The organism is Streptomyces sp. NPDC051684, assembly GCF_044453445.1.
In the GTDB taxonomy this organism is placed as follows: Bacteria; Actinomycetota; Actinomycetes; order Streptomycetales; family Streptomycetaceae; genus Streptomyces.
Genome location: NZ_JBITCS010000013.1, coordinates 133375 through 149808 on the forward strand (window position 1 = coordinate 133375; position 16434 = coordinate 149808).

At 73.5% G+C, this 16434-nt stretch carries 14 protein-coding genes; all 14 read right to left on the reverse strand.

Features of this window, described 5'->3' with window-relative positions; genetic code table 11:
• Position 1: 1 nt before the first annotated feature.
• The 14 genes from ACIA8D_RS17845 to ACIA8D_RS17910 all read right to left on the reverse strand — a co-directional run bounded on the left by ACIA8D_RS17845 (position 2) and on the right by ACIA8D_RS17910 (position 16264).
• Positions 2–1006 (reverse strand): DMT family transporter, encoded by a 1005-nt coding sequence (locus ACIA8D_RS17845; RefSeq protein ID WP_399233116.1) that lies wholly within the window; start codon positions 1004–1006, stop codon positions 2–4.
• A gap of 74 nt (positions 1007–1080) precedes the next feature.
• Complete coding sequence (locus ACIA8D_RS17850; RefSeq protein WP_399233119.1) at positions 1081–2043, reverse strand: amino acid ABC transporter substrate-binding protein; 963 nt, start codon at positions 2041–2043, stop codon at positions 1081–1083.
• 78 nt (positions 2044–2121) lie between these two features.
• Complete coding sequence (locus tag ACIA8D_RS17855; RefSeq protein WP_399233120.1) at positions 2122–3402, reverse strand: methylaspartate mutase; 1281 nt, start codon at positions 3400–3402, stop codon at positions 2122–2124.
• The gene (locus tag ACIA8D_RS17860) at positions 3399–3860 is read right to left on the reverse strand and encodes a cobalamin B12-binding domain-containing protein (RefSeq protein ID WP_399233122.1); all 462 of its coding nucleotides are present in this window, start codon (positions 3858–3860) and stop codon (positions 3399–3401) included. Before ACIA8D_RS17860 ends, ACIA8D_RS17855 begins: the two co-directional genes overlap by 4 nt.
• A 148-nt stretch (positions 3861–4008) precedes the next feature.
• Positions 4009–5046 carry a rod shape-determining protein gene (locus ACIA8D_RS17865; RefSeq protein WP_399233124.1) on the reverse strand — a complete coding sequence of 346 codons (1038 nt, stop codon included), beginning with the start codon at positions 5044–5046 and terminating at the stop codon, positions 4009–4011.
• Between the two features lie 472 nt (positions 5047–5518).
• The gene (locus ACIA8D_RS17870) at positions 5519–6100 is read right to left on the reverse strand and encodes a hypothetical protein (protein ID WP_399233125.1); all 582 of its coding nucleotides are present in this window, start codon (positions 6098–6100) and stop codon (positions 5519–5521) included.
• Complete coding sequence (locus ACIA8D_RS17875) at positions 6081–6920, reverse strand: FkbM family methyltransferase (RefSeq protein ID WP_399233127.1); 840 nt, start codon at positions 6918–6920, stop codon at positions 6081–6083. Before ACIA8D_RS17875 ends, ACIA8D_RS17870 begins: the two co-directional genes overlap by 20 nt.
• Positions 6917–7159, reverse strand: coding sequence for a Trm112 family protein (locus ACIA8D_RS17880; RefSeq protein ID WP_399233128.1), 243 nt, complete (start codon positions 7157–7159; stop codon positions 6917–6919). The genes ACIA8D_RS17875 and ACIA8D_RS17880 overlap by 4 nt, the downstream gene beginning before the upstream one ends.
• Positions 7149–8063 (reverse strand): hypothetical protein, encoded by a 915-nt coding sequence (locus ACIA8D_RS17885; protein WP_399233130.1) that lies wholly within the window; start codon positions 8061–8063, stop codon positions 7149–7151. The genes ACIA8D_RS17880 and ACIA8D_RS17885 overlap by 11 nt, the downstream gene beginning before the upstream one ends.
• A 6-nt stretch (positions 8064–8069) precedes the next feature.
• Positions 8070–8816, reverse strand: a complete 747-nt coding sequence (locus ACIA8D_RS17890) for a methyltransferase domain-containing protein (protein WP_399233131.1) — start codon at positions 8814–8816, stop codon at positions 8070–8072.
• Positions 8813–10111 carry a condensation protein gene (locus ACIA8D_RS17895; protein ID WP_399233133.1) on the reverse strand — a complete coding sequence of 433 codons (1299 nt, stop codon included), beginning with the start codon at positions 10109–10111 and terminating at the stop codon, positions 8813–8815. The genes ACIA8D_RS17890 and ACIA8D_RS17895 overlap by 4 nt, the downstream gene beginning before the upstream one ends.
• A complete protein-coding gene (locus ACIA8D_RS17900; protein WP_399233134.1) occupies positions 10108–14355 on the reverse strand; it encodes an alpha-(1->3)-arabinofuranosyltransferase family protein in 4248 nt (1415 codons plus the stop codon). Before ACIA8D_RS17900 ends, ACIA8D_RS17895 begins: the two co-directional genes overlap by 4 nt.
• Entirely contained in the window at positions 14352–15113 is a 762-nt protein-coding gene (locus tag ACIA8D_RS17905) for a class I SAM-dependent methyltransferase (protein WP_399233136.1), read from the reverse strand. Before ACIA8D_RS17905 ends, ACIA8D_RS17900 begins: the two co-directional genes overlap by 4 nt.
• The gene (locus ACIA8D_RS17910; protein ID WP_399233138.1) at positions 15110–16264 is read right to left on the reverse strand and encodes a glycosyltransferase family 4 protein; all 1155 of its coding nucleotides are present in this window, start codon (positions 16262–16264) and stop codon (positions 15110–15112) included. The genes ACIA8D_RS17905 and ACIA8D_RS17910 overlap by 4 nt, the downstream gene beginning before the upstream one ends.
• Positions 16265–16434: the final 170 nt, after the last annotated feature.

A 16434-nucleotide genomic window follows, 5' to 3' on the forward strand; every position in this document is an offset into this window, starting at 1 on the left:
GTCAGCTCCTGGAGGCGTACGAGGGCGGGGTGGCGACGGGCGCCGCCGCGATGTCTTCCGTTGCGGCGGCTTCCGTGACGACCTCCGCGGGAACCGGTGAACCGGCGGCAGGCGTAAGGGACTTGCCGGGCAGCAGTCGCCAGCCGAGCGTGACGCCGAGGCTGGCGGCGGCGATCAGGACGATGCCGATCCCCTCGCCGAGGGAGAGGCGGTGGCCGAAGAACGCCATGTCGCAGACGATCGCCACGGCCGGATTGACGAAGGCGACGACGGCGATGGTGGCGCTGGGCAGCTTCGGGACCGCCGAGTACATGAGGAAGTACAGCAGCGCCGTGTGGAACAGGCCGATCGGCACCAGCCAGGCCCAGCCGGAGCCCGCGGAGGCGAGCGAGCCGAGGTCGGCGAAGGGCAGCAGCAGCGGGATGCCGATGACGAACTGGATCAGCGCCGTCAGCTGCGGCTTGACGCCCTTGACCTGCTTGGCGGTGACCGTGGCGATGCCGTACAGCAGCGCGGCGGCCGCGGCGCAGGCCATGCCGGCGACCATGCCGTCCCCGAGGTCGTCGGAGTCCAGGCGCCAGATCTCGGTGGTGGCGACGAGGCCGGCGAAGGCGACGACGACCCAGGCCACCTTGTGCCGGGTGATCGCCTCCTTGAAGGCGACGGCGCCCATGAACAGCACGAAGAACGGCTCGGTGTGGTAGAGCACCGTGGCCAGCGTGATCGAGGTCAGCTGGAACGCGGTGAACAGGAACACCCAGTTGAAGACCAGGCAGATGCCGCCGCCGACGATGTACAGCAGATTGCGACGGGTCAGATTGGTGGCGCGGAAGTCACCGCGGACGAGGCAGACCAGGGCGATCGCGACGGCGCCCAACAGGCAGCGCACGAACGCCACGTTGAACGAGGACTGGCCGCTGGCCAGGACGAAGGCCCCGATGGTGCCCCAGCCGGCCATGGCCGTACCGATCTGGAGCAGGGGGCGCGTGGTGGGCGAAGTGGTCATGGAAGGGGAAGCTCCAGGGGAGTCGCGGGGTACGGCGGGGTACGGACGACGGCAGTGGGGCGCCGGGCGCGCGGTCAGGCCAGCGGCGGGGCGTAGATCAGGCCGCCGCGCAGCCACAGGTCGTTGAGGCCGCGCGCGATACCGAGGCCGGACGTGGCGCCGAGGTTGCGGTCGTGGATCTCGCCGTAGGAGCCGACCTGGCCCACCGCGTCGCTGATCCACGTCATCGAAAGGCCGGCGGCGGCGCCGAGTTCCGCCTGGCGGGCGAGCAGGCCGGAGTCCGAGCCGGCGACGTTCTCGGCGGTGAGGCCCTCCGCCTCCGCGGCGACCAGGGCGAAGAACACCCAGCGGTTGATCCGCAGCCACGCCGCGTCGTCGTCCCGGACGGCGGGCCCCATCGGCTCGTTGGAGATGGTCTCCTCGAGGATCACGTGGTCCTCGGGGTCGCCGATCCGGGTGCGCTCACCGGCGAGCACGATCCGGTCGCAGACATAGCCGTCGACGCTGCCGTCGGCGTAGGCGGCGAGCGCCCCCGCGGGGGTGTCGAACGGCACCGCGGTGACCGCCATGCCCTGCGGGCCGAAGTAGGCGTCCAGGCTGGCGGCGCTACTGGTGCCGCCGAGCACGGCGAGCTTGCGGCCGTCGAGCTGGTCCGCCGTGGTGATGCCGGAGGACCGCTTCACCATGAAGGCGCCGCCGTCGTACGCGGTGGTGGGCAGGAACACCGCACCGGCCGCGCACTCGCGGGTCAGCGTCCAGGTCGCGTTGCAGCTGAGCAGGTCGATCCGCCCGGCGGCGAGCGAGGGCATGCGCTGCTCCGGGGTCAGCTCGACGTAGTCGACGGCGTCCGCGTCGCCGAGCACCGCGGCGGCGACCGCGCGGGCGGTGTCCACGTCCAGACCGCGGCGCACCCCCTGCTCGTCGGTCCAGGACAGGCCCTTGATGCCGGTCGAGACGCCGACCCGGACCCGACCCCGGGCGCGTACGGCGTCGAGGGTGGGGGATCCGGTGGCGGCGGTGGGGGAGGAGGTGGACATGGCGGAGCTGCCTCTCTTGCGCGGCGGGTAAGTGCCGTGCGGGGTGGGTGAGTTGGGTGTGTCGGACGGGTCGGCCGGTCAGGCGACGGCGGCCGGGGCCAGGGCGTCGTAGGACCGCTGGTTGTGCGAGAGCATGCGCAGGAGTTCCGCGGAGCCGACCCGGCGGTTCCGCTCGGCCGAGGGCACCGCGGCGGCGGGCAGGGGCATCCGCCCGGGGTCGGACCAGCGCAGCCGCCCGTCGGGGGCGATCCGGGCGCGGGCCCGTTTGGCGTTGTCCGGGTGCAGGCAGTACGGCACGTCGAGCACGCCGCGCGCGAACGCGGTGACGAGGGCGCGGCCGATGTCCGTGTCGAGCGCGAGCACCGCCTCGATCAGCAGCCGGGCCTCGGCGTACGTCTCGGTGACCGTGGTGTCCGCGAGCTCGGTGGCGGGCGCCGTGCTCCGGGCGCGGGCCGCCGCCTGTTCCAGGGCGGTGACGTTCTCCGCGACCGTCGGGATGCGCTCGGCCTCGGCCGCCGTCTTGACGATCAGCCGCTCCGCCCCGGTGCTCGCGGCCAGGTCGACGCTGTCGCGCAGGATCGTGGCGCTGCCCTCCGGGGTGCGCGGGAACAGACCCATGAAGGTGTAGAGGACCAGATGGACGTCCATGTCCGGCAGGAACTCCGCCGACAGCGTCCGCAGGGCACGCAGGGCCTCCGCGTCCTGTCCGGCGTCGACCTGTTGCGAGTAGCTCAGCGACAGGCTGCGTACCCCGTGGTGACGGGCGAACAGGCCCTCCAGGATGCCGAGCGCGACCAGCAGGCCGGGCGGGCACAGCTGGCCCAGCATGCAGCCGGCGAAGCTCTCCAGATGCCCGGGGCGACCGTCGCCCGGGCCGTCCGCGAGCAGCCGGCAGCACTCCGCCCAGGCGTCGACGGCCCGCTCCAGCGGGACGCGGCTGTAGGGCAGGCAGTACGAGACCGGGCCGCCCTCCGTGGCGTCGAGGCCGGAGTCGAGCAGCGCGCGGAAGATCTGTAGCGGCTGCGCGGAGCCGTGCCTGACCTGGACGGGGAAGTCCGGTCCTGCCAGCCCTTCGAGCATGCGGCGGGTGCGGTCGGCGCCGTGCGCGACGAGCGGGAAGCCGTTGAGGTTCGCGCCCGTGCGCAGCGCCTCGGCGGCCGCGGCGTGGTCGTTCACGCGGGTGTAGCTGTCCAGGGTGAGCGTGCCGACCGTGTCCGCGCGCGCCGCCCGGACCGCTTCGAGGGCTCCGCGCATCCGCTCGGTGGTGGCGAAGCCGAGCCGGGGCTGGACCACCAGGGACCCGGCCGCCGCACGCTCGGCGACATGGCGACCGAAGGCCACGGGGGCCGAGGCGTTCACGCGGCGGCCACCACGGTGTGCGGCCGCACCCGGTCCAGGTACTCCCGGAACTCGGCGACGGCCTCGTCGCCGACGAAGACCCCGTCGAAGCCGGCCTCGATGAGTTCGGGGACCAGGCCCCGGTCGGCGGCACCCGCCACGCCGAGCTTGCCCCCGATGACGAGCGGGGTGCCGGCGAGCGCGGGCTGCGCCTTGATCAGCTGTGCGTACGCGGCTGCCTGGAGCCCGCCGTGCCCGTTGACGCTGGACAGCAGGATCAGATCGGGCCGGACGTCCAGGGCGCGTTCGGCCAGCATCTCCGGGGGCACGCAGGCACCCAGATTGGTGACCTCGAACTCCGCCTCTTCGAGCAGGAGTTGAAGGTAGACCAGGTTCCACGTGTGCGAGTCCGACGAGACGCTGGACAGCACCGCGCGCCGTGGCCGCCGGGGGTCGGGATGGGGTCTGGGGTTCCTCATGGCCCTGACGGTAGGAACGGCACGAGCGCCGGCGCCAACAGTTCGACGCGGCGTCGAATCACCGCACGCACCCTTCGCCCGGGGCCCGAAACCTCGGCATCGTCCGGACCGTGCGGGGCCGGGACCGGGGCGCCGTCGCGGCGCCGGGTCAGTCGGCCAGCGGGTTCAGGGCCATCGGCTGGATCCTGCCCTCCAGCATCTCGCCGAGCCCCCGCACCGCGCACACGTCGGGGCGCTCGGCGATGTGCACGGGGACGCCGGTCGCGTCCCGCAGCATCTGGTCGAGGCCCGGCAGCAGGGCGGAGCCGCCGACCATCATGATGCCGCGCTCCGCGAGGTCGGCGACCAGGTCGGGCGGGCAGTCGCGCAGCACCCGGCCGATGCCGTCGAGGACGGCGGTCAGCGGCGTGTGGATCGCGCTGCGCACGGCGGCGGTGTCGACATGGACCGAGCGGGCCAGGCCCGTCGCCACGTCGCGGCCGTGGATCTCGGTCTGCTCCGGGCCCTGCGGGGTGATCCCGTTGCTGCTCAGCGCGACCTGCAACGGGCGTACGGACTGGGAGGGCAGCATCAGGGCGTGGTGCTGGCGCAGGTGCTGGACGACCGCGTGGTCGATGGCGTCGCCGCCGACGGGGACGCGGGCCGCCGTCACGATCGAGCCCAGCGAGAGGACCGCGATCTGGGTGGTGGCCGCGCCGCACACGATGATCATCGTGGCCTCGGGCTGCTCCACCGGGAGGCCGCAGCCGACGGCCGCCGCGATCAGGGTGTCGACGAGTTCCACGCGGCGGGCGCCGAGGCCGACGAGCGTCTCGACGGCGGCGCGCTGGGCCAGCGGGTCCGCGTCGTGCGGCACCGCGGCCGCGGCGCGCAGCCGGGGCTTGCGGCGCAGGGCGCGGCGGAGCTTGTCGCCGAGCAGGTGGCGCAGCATCCGCTGGGCCATCTCGATGTCGACGACCGTGCCGCCGGAGACGGGGCGGACGACGCGGATGTAGTGCGGGGTGCGTCCCGTCATCTTCTCGGCGAAGTCGCCGACCGCGATCAGGGCGCCGGTGCGGGTGTTGACCGCGGCGGCGCTCGGTTCGTCGACGACGAGGCCCGCGCCCTTCACGTACACGCGGGTGCGCGCGGCACCCAGATCGACGGCGAAGTGGCAGCGGCGCAACTGCTCCAGACTGGCGGTCATGGCAGATCCTCCCGAGAGCGCGGACCGTGATGGCTCGCCGGGCGGCGACCCTTCTGGCATCCTGCGGTCGCGCGCGGGAGGGCGCTCGTTGGAGTAGGCCGAGCGGGTCCACGAACGCCGGGGCGCCGCCTCCCGTGGGACGAGGGAGACGGCGCCGCTTCGGTGTCCGACGGTGTTACACCAGCCAGCCGAGGAAGTGGGCGAGGCCGGCGACGATGTCGGTGATGACGTTCATGTGACGCGTTCTCCTAGCGATGATGCAAAGTGCACTGGTGATGCAAAGTGCATATGGGACTTGGGACTTGAGATGTGCATCGCGATGCGGTCGCTACGGTCTGCAGCCCGTTGCTTGCGCACCGTAAGCATCGTTGGTTACGGGCTCCCGACGCAAACTTCTGCACTGCGATCACCTGTTCCAGGGAACAACTGCGCCCCTGTTCGTTTTCGGTGTTCTACGTGAAGCGGGGCGGGGCTACGCCTCGTACCAGCGCTGCAGCAGGCCCCAGGTGAACTCGGCGCGCACCTCGCGCGGCGTCCCCGCCTCGTCCGGGGCGCGGAACGCCAGACCCCAGCGGGTGGGCGCCGAGCCTTCGAGGGGGCGGGCCGGGGCGAAGGCGCGGGCCGCCTCGTCCACCGTGCAGGACCAGGGCGTCAGATCGGCGAGGGTGCGCAGGTCCGGGCCCGGGGTGCCGGGGGCGCGGATCAGCCACTCGTTCCAGATCCCGCCCGTGGGCGCGAGCAGCACCTCGAAGCGCAGGTCGGGCCAGAGCGGCATCGGCCACAGCAGCGCCTCGCACTCCAGGTCGCCGACCTTGCGCAGCAGGGTGCGCTCCGGGGCGCCGAGCACGGCCCGGTAGCGGGAGACCGCCGCCCGCGGATGGCGGGAGTGCAGCTGCGCCTGCCAGCGGCGGTTCGCCTCCCGCATCTCGGCCACGGAGACGCCGAGATCGGCGCGGGCCGTCTCCACGAGCGCCGGGTTGTGGTCCGCCATGCGGCGCAGCAGGACCAGCTGGAAGTCCAGTGGGGTGAAGGGCTCAGTGGGGCGTCCGGGCATGCGCTCCATGGTGGCGTACGCCGCCGGGGGCCCGCCCGTCCGGCAGGAACAGCACCGAGTTCACGTACCGGCGCCGGCGCCCGGCCGGGGTGAGGGCGCGGCGCAGCAGGCCCTGCGAGGCGATGTGGGCGGTGCCGCGCTGATGGGCCGCCAGATCGTAGGCGGGCAGGGGCAGCCAGTCGGCGGCGGCGTCGGCGTCCGGCAGGACCCAGCCCTCGTAGCCCTGCGCGCGCAGGTGGGCGACGACCGGGGCGATCGGCTGGATGCGGGTCTCCAGCTCGATGAAGAGGGCGGGCCGGTCGTGGGCGAGCAGGGCGCGGGCGCCGCGCAGCACGGGCAGCTCCGCCCCGTCGACGTCGATCTTTATGAAGTCCACGTCGCGGAGGGCGAGTTCGTCGAGCGTGACGCAGGGGACCTCGCGGCCGGTCGGCGCGTGCAGGTCGGCGCGGCGAACGAGCGAGGACACGCCGCGCTCGCCGCGTTCGTCGTGCGGTGGCTGCCACAGCGGGGCGGTGCCGGGGCGGTCGCTGGCCGCCGCCCGGACGACCTTGACGTTCGCGGGGGCGGACGCGGCGAGCACGCGGGCCAGGTGCGGGACCGGTTCGAGGGTGATCACACGGCGGGCCGGGACCGCGAGGCGGTGGGTCCACGGGCCGTACCAGCCGCCGACGTCCACCGCCGTGCCGCACGAGCCCGCGGCGGGCAGCATGTCGGCGAGCCGGGTCAGCTCGGGTTCGAAGCGCGGGTACAGGGCGCGGGCCGTCGCCGCCGTGAGCCGGGCGGGCAGCAAGGGGGCGATCCGGGCGGCGATGGTCGTCATGGCAGGGCCCGTTTCGCCTGCTCGGCGCGTTGCAGGAGCTGTTCGTGCTCGCCCTCCGGGACCTGTTCGCCGGACGACGGCAGGAGCTGCGGGATGCCGTCGACGATGGGGTAGCGGCGATGCAGCCGGGGGTTGTAGAGGCAGTCGCCCGCGGCCCCTTCCGGGGCGGGCAGCAGGAGCAGGGGGCCCTTGTCGAGCGGGCAGGCGAGGATCTTGAGCAGCGGGTCGTCAGGGTTCATGCGGGAGCAACTCCCTTGGCTCTTGGTCCGGTTGTGTGGGGGTGTCGTGCTTCGGCATCAGGAGGAGCACGGCGACCGCGAGGGCCGTGCCCGTCACGCGCAGCGCCAGGCGCACCGGCTCGTGGGGGAGCGATTCGCCGAACGCGAGCGTGCCGAGGACCGCCGTGAACAGGCAGGTCACCGTGGTGCACACCGGGACGATCAGCGAGGCGCGGCAGCGTTGCAGGGCCGCCTGCGACATGACGAGCCCGAACGCGCCCGTGCACATCAGCAGATACGGATACGGGGAGGCGAACAGGGCCGGGATGTCCGGCAGCACGCCCGACACGCCCTTGATGGCGAGCGAGCTGACCCCGTAGAGCAGGCCCACCGCGACCCCGTACTCGACGCCCGTGGTCGGGAGTCGGTGGCGGTGCCGTGCGCGGCGCTCCGCGGACGCGTACAGGGACAGGCCCGCCGCCAGCGAGGGCACGCACACCAGGAGGATGAGCGGCGCGGGCGAGGCGTGCCCCACGGAGTCCGAGTCCTGCTGCAGCGAGAGCACCACCATGAGCAGCGCCACCAGGATCGCGGCGATGGCGTAGCGCTCGCGGCCCGAGGTGCGTTCGCCGAGCAGCCGGGCCGACAGGAGCAGGAGGAGGACCAGGCCGGAGACGAAGATGCCCTGGGCCGCAGCGATGGGAAGCGTGCGGTAGACGGCGAGTTGGGCGCCGAAGCCGGACGCCAGGGCGATGGATCCGGCCAGCCACAGCGGGCTCGTCACCACCTGGCGCAGCAGGTGGGCCGGGCGGCGCACGCTCACCTCGGGCAGCCGGGTGAGGGCACGTTTCTCCAGGACGAAGCCGACGCTGTAGAGCGTGTTGGCGAGCAGTGCCGCGCCGACTCCCCATGCCACGGCGGGCATCGCCTCTCACATCCTTCGCGCGTGCAGGAGGAGGATCGAGGCGAGGGACGGGGCCGCGCAGACGAGCCGGTCGAGGGGGCGCAGGGGGCGGGGCACTCCGTGGAACGGCGCTCCCGTGAGCCCTACGACGTCGAAACCCGATGCGGCGACGAACTCCTTCAGGGCGCGCGGCGTGTAGAGGCGCAGATGGCCCACGACCTCGGTGCCCGGCCTGCCGTGGATCGCGCGCAGGCTCACCTCCGAGAAGACGGGCTGCACGCCGGCGAGGAGCAGCGCCCGGTTGTACCAGGCGGCCAGGTTCGGGGTGGACAGCATCAGGTGGCCGCCCGGTCGCAGCACGCGGCGGATCTCGTCGAGCGCCGCGTCGGGGTCGACGAGGTGCTCGATCACCTCGGAGAGGAGGACCGCGTCGGCGGCCCCGTCCGCGAACGGCAGGCCGTGGCCCGTGAGTTCGCCGCGTACGACACGGTGGACGCGGCGGGCCGCGCGCCGCAGCGCGTCCTGCGACCAGTCGACGCCGATGAGGCGGTGGCCGGCGGGCCCGGGCAGCAGGCGGGCGGTGGTGGCCGCGGCCGTCCCGTCGCCGCAGCCGATGTCCAGGACGGTGGCGTGCCGGGTGCCGGACAGGGCGGCGGCGAGGACGCGGGCCTGGCGGCGGGTGCGGGGGCTGCCGGAGGCCACCGGGACGTCCGGGTTCTCGTAGAAGTCCCTCAAGTCCCTTGGCGGGGAATCGGGTTCGGTGTGCGTCGTCATGGTGCCTCCTCCTGTGTGGCGTGGAGGTGCTGCTCGAACAGGTCGCGCAGGCGGGCCCCGTCGCCGGGGCCGAGCAGGGTGCGCGACCAGCGCAGGGCCAGGTGGAGCCGGCCCGCCGTGGACGCCGTCGTGAAGGTGAGGCCGCGCGGCATCCGGGCCGGGGCGGAGAACCAGACGGCGCGGGCGCGGCCGCCGTCGCCGAAGTCCAGCGGGTAGGGGATGCGGCCGATGTTGCTGAGCAGGGTCGTCGACGTCCAGGGGGCCGCCGCCGTGCGCACGGCGCGGGTGGCGGCGGCGCGCCAGGCGACCGGGGCGTAGGGGCTGGTCAACAGGGCGGCTCCGTGGCCCAGTTGGGGGCCTGGCTGGGACTTCAGGGCGGCGGTGCGGGTGGCGGTGAGACGGAGGAGTGTTGCCGTGTCCTTCTTCAGCTCCGCCGGAGTGAGGGCGACTTCGACCAGGCGGGTGCCGTTGCCGATGGGCATCGTCGTGTCGCGCGGGCGGTCGTCCACCGGCATGGTGACGCGCAGCGGGCGGCGGGTGTGGTGGGTGCCGTGCTCCTCGTTCCAGTCGGCGATCGTGCGGGCCGTGGCCACCATCAGCTGGTCGTTGACGGTGTACGGGGCGCCCTTCGGGCGGCGCGGCACGGACAGTTCGGTGACCAGGAGGCCGTTGCCGGGGCGGGGGTCCGGGGTGCCGGAGGAGACCCGGGCCGGGCGGGACCAGGGGGACGGCGGGGGCTGGGGCGGGCGTGGGCTCAGGAGCGGGGGAGCGGTGGGCGGCGGGGAGTTGTCGCGGCCCGAGTAGAGCTCCGCCGCGGTCGCGACGACGCGCAGGCACGCGGGGCCGTCCAGCGCCGTGTGGTTGATCGTCACGAACAGGACGGTGGCGCGGGTGTGCGGGTCCTCCACTGCCTCCAGGCGGACGGGCGGGGAGGCGGTGAGGGGTGGGGCGTCGGCGAGGGAACGGGTGCGGGCCTGGTGCAGGGCGTCCGGGGTGGGGGCCGGGAAGGAGACGGGGGGTGTGTCCGGGGTCGGCGTCAGCTCCCACTCGTAGCGGCTGCTGTACCAGTGGCGGGGGGCCTCGCGCATGAGGATGCGGGGGTGGTGGTGCAGGGCGTCCGTGAACGCGCGGGTGAGGCGGGTGGGGTCGAGGCGGGCGGTGAGGTGGATTTCTATGTGGACGGTTTCCGGTTCGCGGTCCTGGAGGCAGTGGCGGGAGACCTCGTCGACGGTCGGGAAGGGGATCCGGGTGGTCCGGCTCCCGCTCCCGTTGGCGGGGCGGTCCAATGTGGTCATGGGGTGCTCCCTGGGGGTGCGGGCTTCGGTGGGAGCGGGGGCCTCCGGTCCGGGGAAGTCGCCCCCTCCTCCCCTTCCCGTCCCGTCGTGGGGGCTTCGCCCCGGGTGGTTGCGGACTCGGGGCTCTGCCCCGGACCCCGCGCCTCAATCGCCGGCGGGGCTTGATTTGGCCGAGTTGGGCGGCCAACTCCCACTAGTGCTGCGAACAGGGCCACTAGCGCCAGGAGTTGGGCCGCCGTGCTGTACGCGCCCGCGCCCTCGCGGACCGGTTCTCCCGCGGTCGTCGCCGCCACCGCTCCCGCCGCCGCCATCGTCAGGAACGCCAGCGGGACCAGGAGGGTGTGACGTTTCCAGGCGAGGAGGGCGAGGGCCGGGGCCAGGGCCGCCCAGGGGCCCGCGATCACGATGCCGAGGGCCGTCAGCAGAGCCGTGCCGATGAGCCGGCCGGGGGCCGGTGGCGGGAGCGGGGGCTCCTGCTCCGTGTCCTTGCGGCGCCACAGGCACAGCGCGCCGAGGGCCAGGAGCGCCGCGCCGGACGCGAACAGGCCGACCTCGTACGTGCGGGCCGGGGCGTAGGACAGCTTGATCGTGCCGCTCGCTCCGCCGGGGACCAGCCACGCCTGCTGCCAGCCGTCCAGGCGCAGCGAGGTCAGCTTCTTGCCGTCGAGGGTGGCCTCCCAGCCGTCGTTGGCGTTCTCGTACATGGTCAGGTACGTCGCCTCGCCCGCGTCGACCCGTGCCTCGCGGCGGTCGCCGAGCCAGTCGCGGACCGTGAGCCTGCGGGTGGTGGGCGGAGCCTGGGTGGTGGCCATCGTGTTCGTGAGCGTGATGTCCGTGAGGGCGAGGGGGCCGGAGGGTGAGGTCGTCAGGGTGTGCGGGCCCGCGGGGAGGTCCAGGGCGTCGCCGCACGGCTTCACCGTGACCGGGCGGCGCTCGGTCAGGGCGCGCAGGGTGCCGCTCGCCGAGGTGCGGTGGCGGGTGCCGTCGATCGTGACCGTCGGGCCCTTGCCGCAGGGGAGGCTGAACTCCCGGTCCGGCGTGGGCTGTTCGACCCGGTACGCGTCGAGGGCCGGGATGTAGGCCTCGGTCAGGCCCACCGGGAGTTGCAGGTCCTTGTCGGCGACGGGGTTGTGGACCTTGAGCGGGGCCGCCTTCGTGATGGTGATGTCGAGGCGGTTCGTGGTGATGGGGTCGAAGTGGGCCACTCCGTTCTCGTCGACGCCGGCCACCGCGGCCCCGTCCGGGCTGCTGATCTCGATCTTCTCGGGGCGCGTGGTGAGGCCGCCGGCCCCGGCGAGCACGAGGGTGGAGACGGGCTGCTTGTCCGGCCAGCGCAGGTGGATCGTGGGGTCGTCGCCCGCGATCCAGGCCGTCGTCAGATCGCCGTCGGTGAGGTTGCGGGGCGTGGTGTTCAGGCCCAGCTCGGCCGTGGAGTCCGCGGTCGCGGTCATCTTGCGGCGCTGGTCGGGGGCCAGGTCGTAGAGGAGTTCGTCGAGCGCGCGCCCCGGGGTCGGGGCGGCCGTCGCCTCGAACTCGTACGTGGACTCGCCGGTCGTCGTGAAGACGCGGTTCAGGGAGCGCTCGGTGTCCGTGAGGGTGAGGCCGCCGTCGCTCGTGGCGCGGTGGAAGGAGTACTGGTCGGCCTCCGTGGAGTCGGCCGGGAGGCGCAGCGCGCGGGTCGCCCGCACGTCTGGGACGTCGATGGACGTGAACCCGGCGCCGGTGAGGCCGGGGCGGGCGCGCTGCGTGTCGAGGATCGTCACGCGCAGCCAATTGGCCGTGCCCGAGGCGGCCTTGACCTCCTGGCGCTTGCCGTTCGGCTGGATGTCGGACGTCGTGGAGCCCTGGTCCGTCTCGATCCGTACGCGGGTCGGGGCCGCCCGCACGTTGTCCTGCGGCAGCGGTGTCAGGTGGATCCTGGCGGGGATCCGGGTCGGCCGGGTGAAGTCGACGCGGACCCACTCGCCCTTGGCGGAGTCGGCGGCGCCCTCCGTCCACGCCGTGTCGGGGTCTTTGTCGAAGGCGTTCACCGGGTCGAACTGGGGGAGGTGCAGCAGCCAGTTGCCGCTGGAGGACGCCGTGACCGAGCGGGCTCCCCGGATGTCGGCCGTCGTCTGGTGGGCCACGCCGTCGCTCAGGAGGATCTGTTTCGGTGGTTCGCCCGGGTTCTCGGAGGCGTTCGGGCCGTTGCGTTCCGTCGGCGTGTACGGGTACGAGGTGTTGGTGTTGACCAGGCCGAAGCGGGTGTCCGCGCGGCGCAGGCCGTCGGCGGCGATCCGCAGGGCGGGGTTGCCGATCCCGGGGTGGTTGTCGCCGGTCAGCACGGCGGGACGGTCGAGGAAGGACGGGTCCGACGAGAGTCGCAGCAGGGCCTCGGGGCCGCCGCTGACCTCCGCCGTGTTCCCGACCGGGAGCAGGCCCGCCTGGCCCGGCCGGGCGGCGTCGCCGCCCGGGGCGTAGATCTCGACGGAGCGGCTTCGCGGGTACAGGCCCTCGATCTGGACCGGTGTCTTCTCGGCGATCCGGCCGCCCGTGACCTGCGGTCCGAACCCGGTCACCCGGTGGAAGCCCGATTCCGTCAGCGTGCGCTTGACCGTGGCGGTGGGGACGTAGCCGAACTGGTCGGGGTCGAGGTCGTTGCGGACGACCACGTAGTACAGGCCGGACCGGATCACGTAGTCCTGGAGTCCCGGTACGCGGGTGCCGCTCATCAGCGCCTGCTCGACGGCGTCCATGGCGCGCCGGTTGCCGCGTGTGCCGAACGGGACGTAGTCGCGCTGCGCCCAGCGGGAGTCGGCGAGCACGTCGAGCGGCTGGTCGATGGGGGAGCCCCAGGTGTAGATGCCGTGGGCGGTCGCGGGCACGACGAGGGCGCGGGAGTCCGGCGAGTACTTCTTCAGCCACTTGGCCGTCGTGTCCCAGTACGTGGGGAGCTTTTGGAACGCGCCCGGCTGGAGGATCGAGCCGTTGAGGTACGGCCAGGCGAGGCCCGGCACGATGAGGATCGCGGTGATCAGCGTGGCGTAACGGCGGGCGCGCAGCGGGCGGGCGCCGCGCGGGTCGGAGGCGACGCCCACGAGGTGGGCGATGCCGAGCGCGAGGGCGAGCGCGATCCCGGTCTGGAACTTGTAGACGTTGCGGAACGGGGCGAGGCCGCCGTCCAGCCACGACCGCACCGTGTCGTGGAAGGGCGCGCCGAGCGAGCCCCCGTAGCCCGCGAGGGTGACGAGGGCGGCCGCCATCACCACGAGCAGCAGCCAGCGGCGCTCCGGGATGTCGCGGCGCGCCAGGCCCGCGAGCCCGATCGCGGCGGCGAGCGCCGAGCAGACGATGACGACCACCGACGTCGCCACCGCCCAGCCGGCGGGCAGCCAGGCGTCTCCCAGGTGCAGATACGCCACCCAGTTCCCGGCCCCGCGCAGCGTCTCCGTCGCCGACATGGTCTCGGTCGTGGTCTGTGAACTCTCCACGTACGGAAGGAAGTTCTCGCCGTGGATGCCGAGCAGGACGAGCGGGATCGTCCACCAGGCCGTCGCGAGGACCACCGACGGGAGCCACCAGGCGATCTGGCGGCGCTTGCGGGCGGACGGCGGCCGGGAGAGCAGATACAGGCCCACGGGCAGCAGCGACGCCAGCGTCGAGGACGCGTTCACGCCGCCCATGAACGGGATGAGCAGCGCCGAACGCGTCGCCGAAATGCGTGCCGTCGTACGGGGGTTGGTGAGCGGAAGCAGAACCCACGGCAGGAACGCGCCGGGCAGCGCCGCCGCCGACGTCGAGCCGACGACGATCGTGAACGTCGGCCACAGCGCGTACGCCACCGCGCCGAGCAGCCGGCTGCTCGGCGCGCCGACCCCGAGGCGTTCGGCGAGGCGCAGAGCGCCCCAGAAGGCGACGGTCACGACGATCGACAGCCACAGCCGCTCGGCCAGCCAGACCGGGATCTGCAACAGGTCGGTCAGGCCGTAGTACGGCAGCATCGGGAACGCGTAGCCGATGTACTGGTCGGAGATCCCGCCGAAGCCGGCTCTGTCGTGCCACAGCTCCCCGAGGTCGCCGAGGAACTTCCAGGGGTCCTGCGAGACGCCGAGCTTCGTCTCGAACGTCGCGCGTCCGGGTTGCACCGCGCAGAACGCGACGAACAGCACGGCCCAGAACGTCAGCAGCCAGCGGCGCGAGCGCGGGCCCGGTCCGGGTTCCGGGTGTGTCGCCGCCGCGGGTGGGGCCTGGACCATGGTCGTCATGGGGCACACCGCCTGAGGATGAGGAGGAGGTTCCAGGTGGCGAACTCGCGCACGCCGGGGACCCGCGTGACCGTCTCCGCGAGGAACGGCCAGTAGCGGGAGCGCGCCGCGACGACGGACACGTCGTCGCGGGCGCGCACATGGCGCAGAGTGGGGCCGATGTGGTGGGCGAAGAGGTTCTCGCCGAGGGTGTGCTTGGGCGCCCGGCCGGTGCGCCGCTGGTAGCGGGCCTGCGCGCGGTCGGCGCCCAGGTAGTGCCAGGGCGCCCACTCGTGACCGCCCCACGGGGACAGCCAGTTGGTGAACGCCACGTAGATGAGGCCACCGGGCCGGGTGACCCGGACCAGCTCGCTCACGAACGTGTCGCGGTCGGCGACGTGCTCCAGGACGTTCGAGGAGAACGTGACGTCCGCCGACGCGTCGGGCAGCGGCAGCAGATAGCCGTCCGCGACCACCGTGCCGGGCGGCGGGTCCTGGCCCAGCTCGGAGGTGTCCGGCTCGAAGAGGAGGGCCTGCGCGCCGCGCGCCCGGAACTCGCGCGTGAAGTGCCCGCTGCCGCCGCCCACGTCCACGACGACCTTCCCGGCCACCTTCCCGTACGCCTCCACCTGGTCGGCGGCGTCCCGGGCGAGCAGGGCGTAGCACGTCTCCGGGTCCCGCTGCTCACGCAGGAACGCCCGGAAGAGCGCGAGCGAGCGGGCCGGGGACGGATCCCTGAACCCGGCCCGCCCGTCATCGACCCCCGTGGCCGCCGTCACGGCGTCCAGCCCCGCACCGCCTCCGCCGCCACCGCGCCGAAGTGCCGCACGGTGTGCGCCCATCGGTAGCCCGCGGCCCGTTCCTGGGCCGCCTTGCCCATCAGTTCGCGGCGATGGCCGGACAGGGCGAGCGTGCACCAGGCCGCCGCGAAGGCGGACTCGCCGTGCGCGAGCAGTCCGGTGGCGCCGTCCTCGACGGAGTCGCGCACGCCCGGCACGTCGAAGCCGACCGCCGGGGTGCCGCGCGCCGCGGCCTCGGTGATGACCAGGCCCCAGCCCTCGACCGCCGAGGGGTGCAGGAGCAGCCAGGCCTCGCAGAGCAGGCGGTGCTTCTCCGCCTCGGAGACACGGCCGGTGAACTCGACTCCCTCGCCCGCCAGTTGGCGCAGGCGCGGTGCCTCGGGGCCGTCCCCGACGATGACGAGCCGGCCGCCCGTCACCGGACGCACCCGTTCCCACAGGCGCAGGAGCAGGTCGATCCGCTTGTACTCGACGAGCCGGCCCATCGCCAGGAACAGCGGGTCGGGCGAGCGGTCCGCGCACGGGCCCGGCTCCTCGACGCCGTTCGGGACGAGCCGGATCCGGTCGGGGTCCACGCCGATGTCGTGCAGCGCGTGTGCCGTCGACGGCGAGACGGCCACGAGCAGACCGCGGCGCTGTGCCCCGGTGAGCGCCCAGTGTTCGAGTCTTCGGCCGAGGTGGGCGGCGGGCGCGAGCGGTCCGCGCAGGCGCATCCGCCACAGGTCCGTGTGCACGTGGTTGACCAGGCAGAGCGTGGGGCCGCGGTGCCACAGCGGGGCCAGGTACGGCATCCCGTTGCAGACCTCGACGAGCAGGTCGCAGTCGCCGACCTGGCGGGCGAAGGCCGAGCGCGCCCGCAGGTAGTGGGCGTGCGCGCTGCCGGCGGAGACGACCCGGTAGTCGCGGAAGGCCGCCGGGCCGCCGCACAGCAGCGTCACCTGGTGGCCCTGGCGGGTCAGTCCTTCGGCGAGCCGGTCGACCAGGAGCTCGGAGCCGCCCGCGGCCGGGTTGCCGAGGTCGCGGTGGGCGAGGAACACGATGCGGCGCGGGTGTGGGGGGTCGTGTTGCGGATGCCGCGCGCCCTGTGGGGACGTGGTGGCGCGCAGCGGGAGGGGTACGTGCTGGGGCATGGGTGCTCCAACTCGTCGGGCGTACACCGGTGTTCAGGCGTACTCGGGCGTACTGGTAGGTACGGTGTCGAGACTGTGCGGGGCCTGTGCACGGGGTGGGGAGGGACAGTTTTCGCCCCGCTGTTCGATGCGGCTACTCACCCGCGTGACAAGTTCGGGTCCGTATTCGG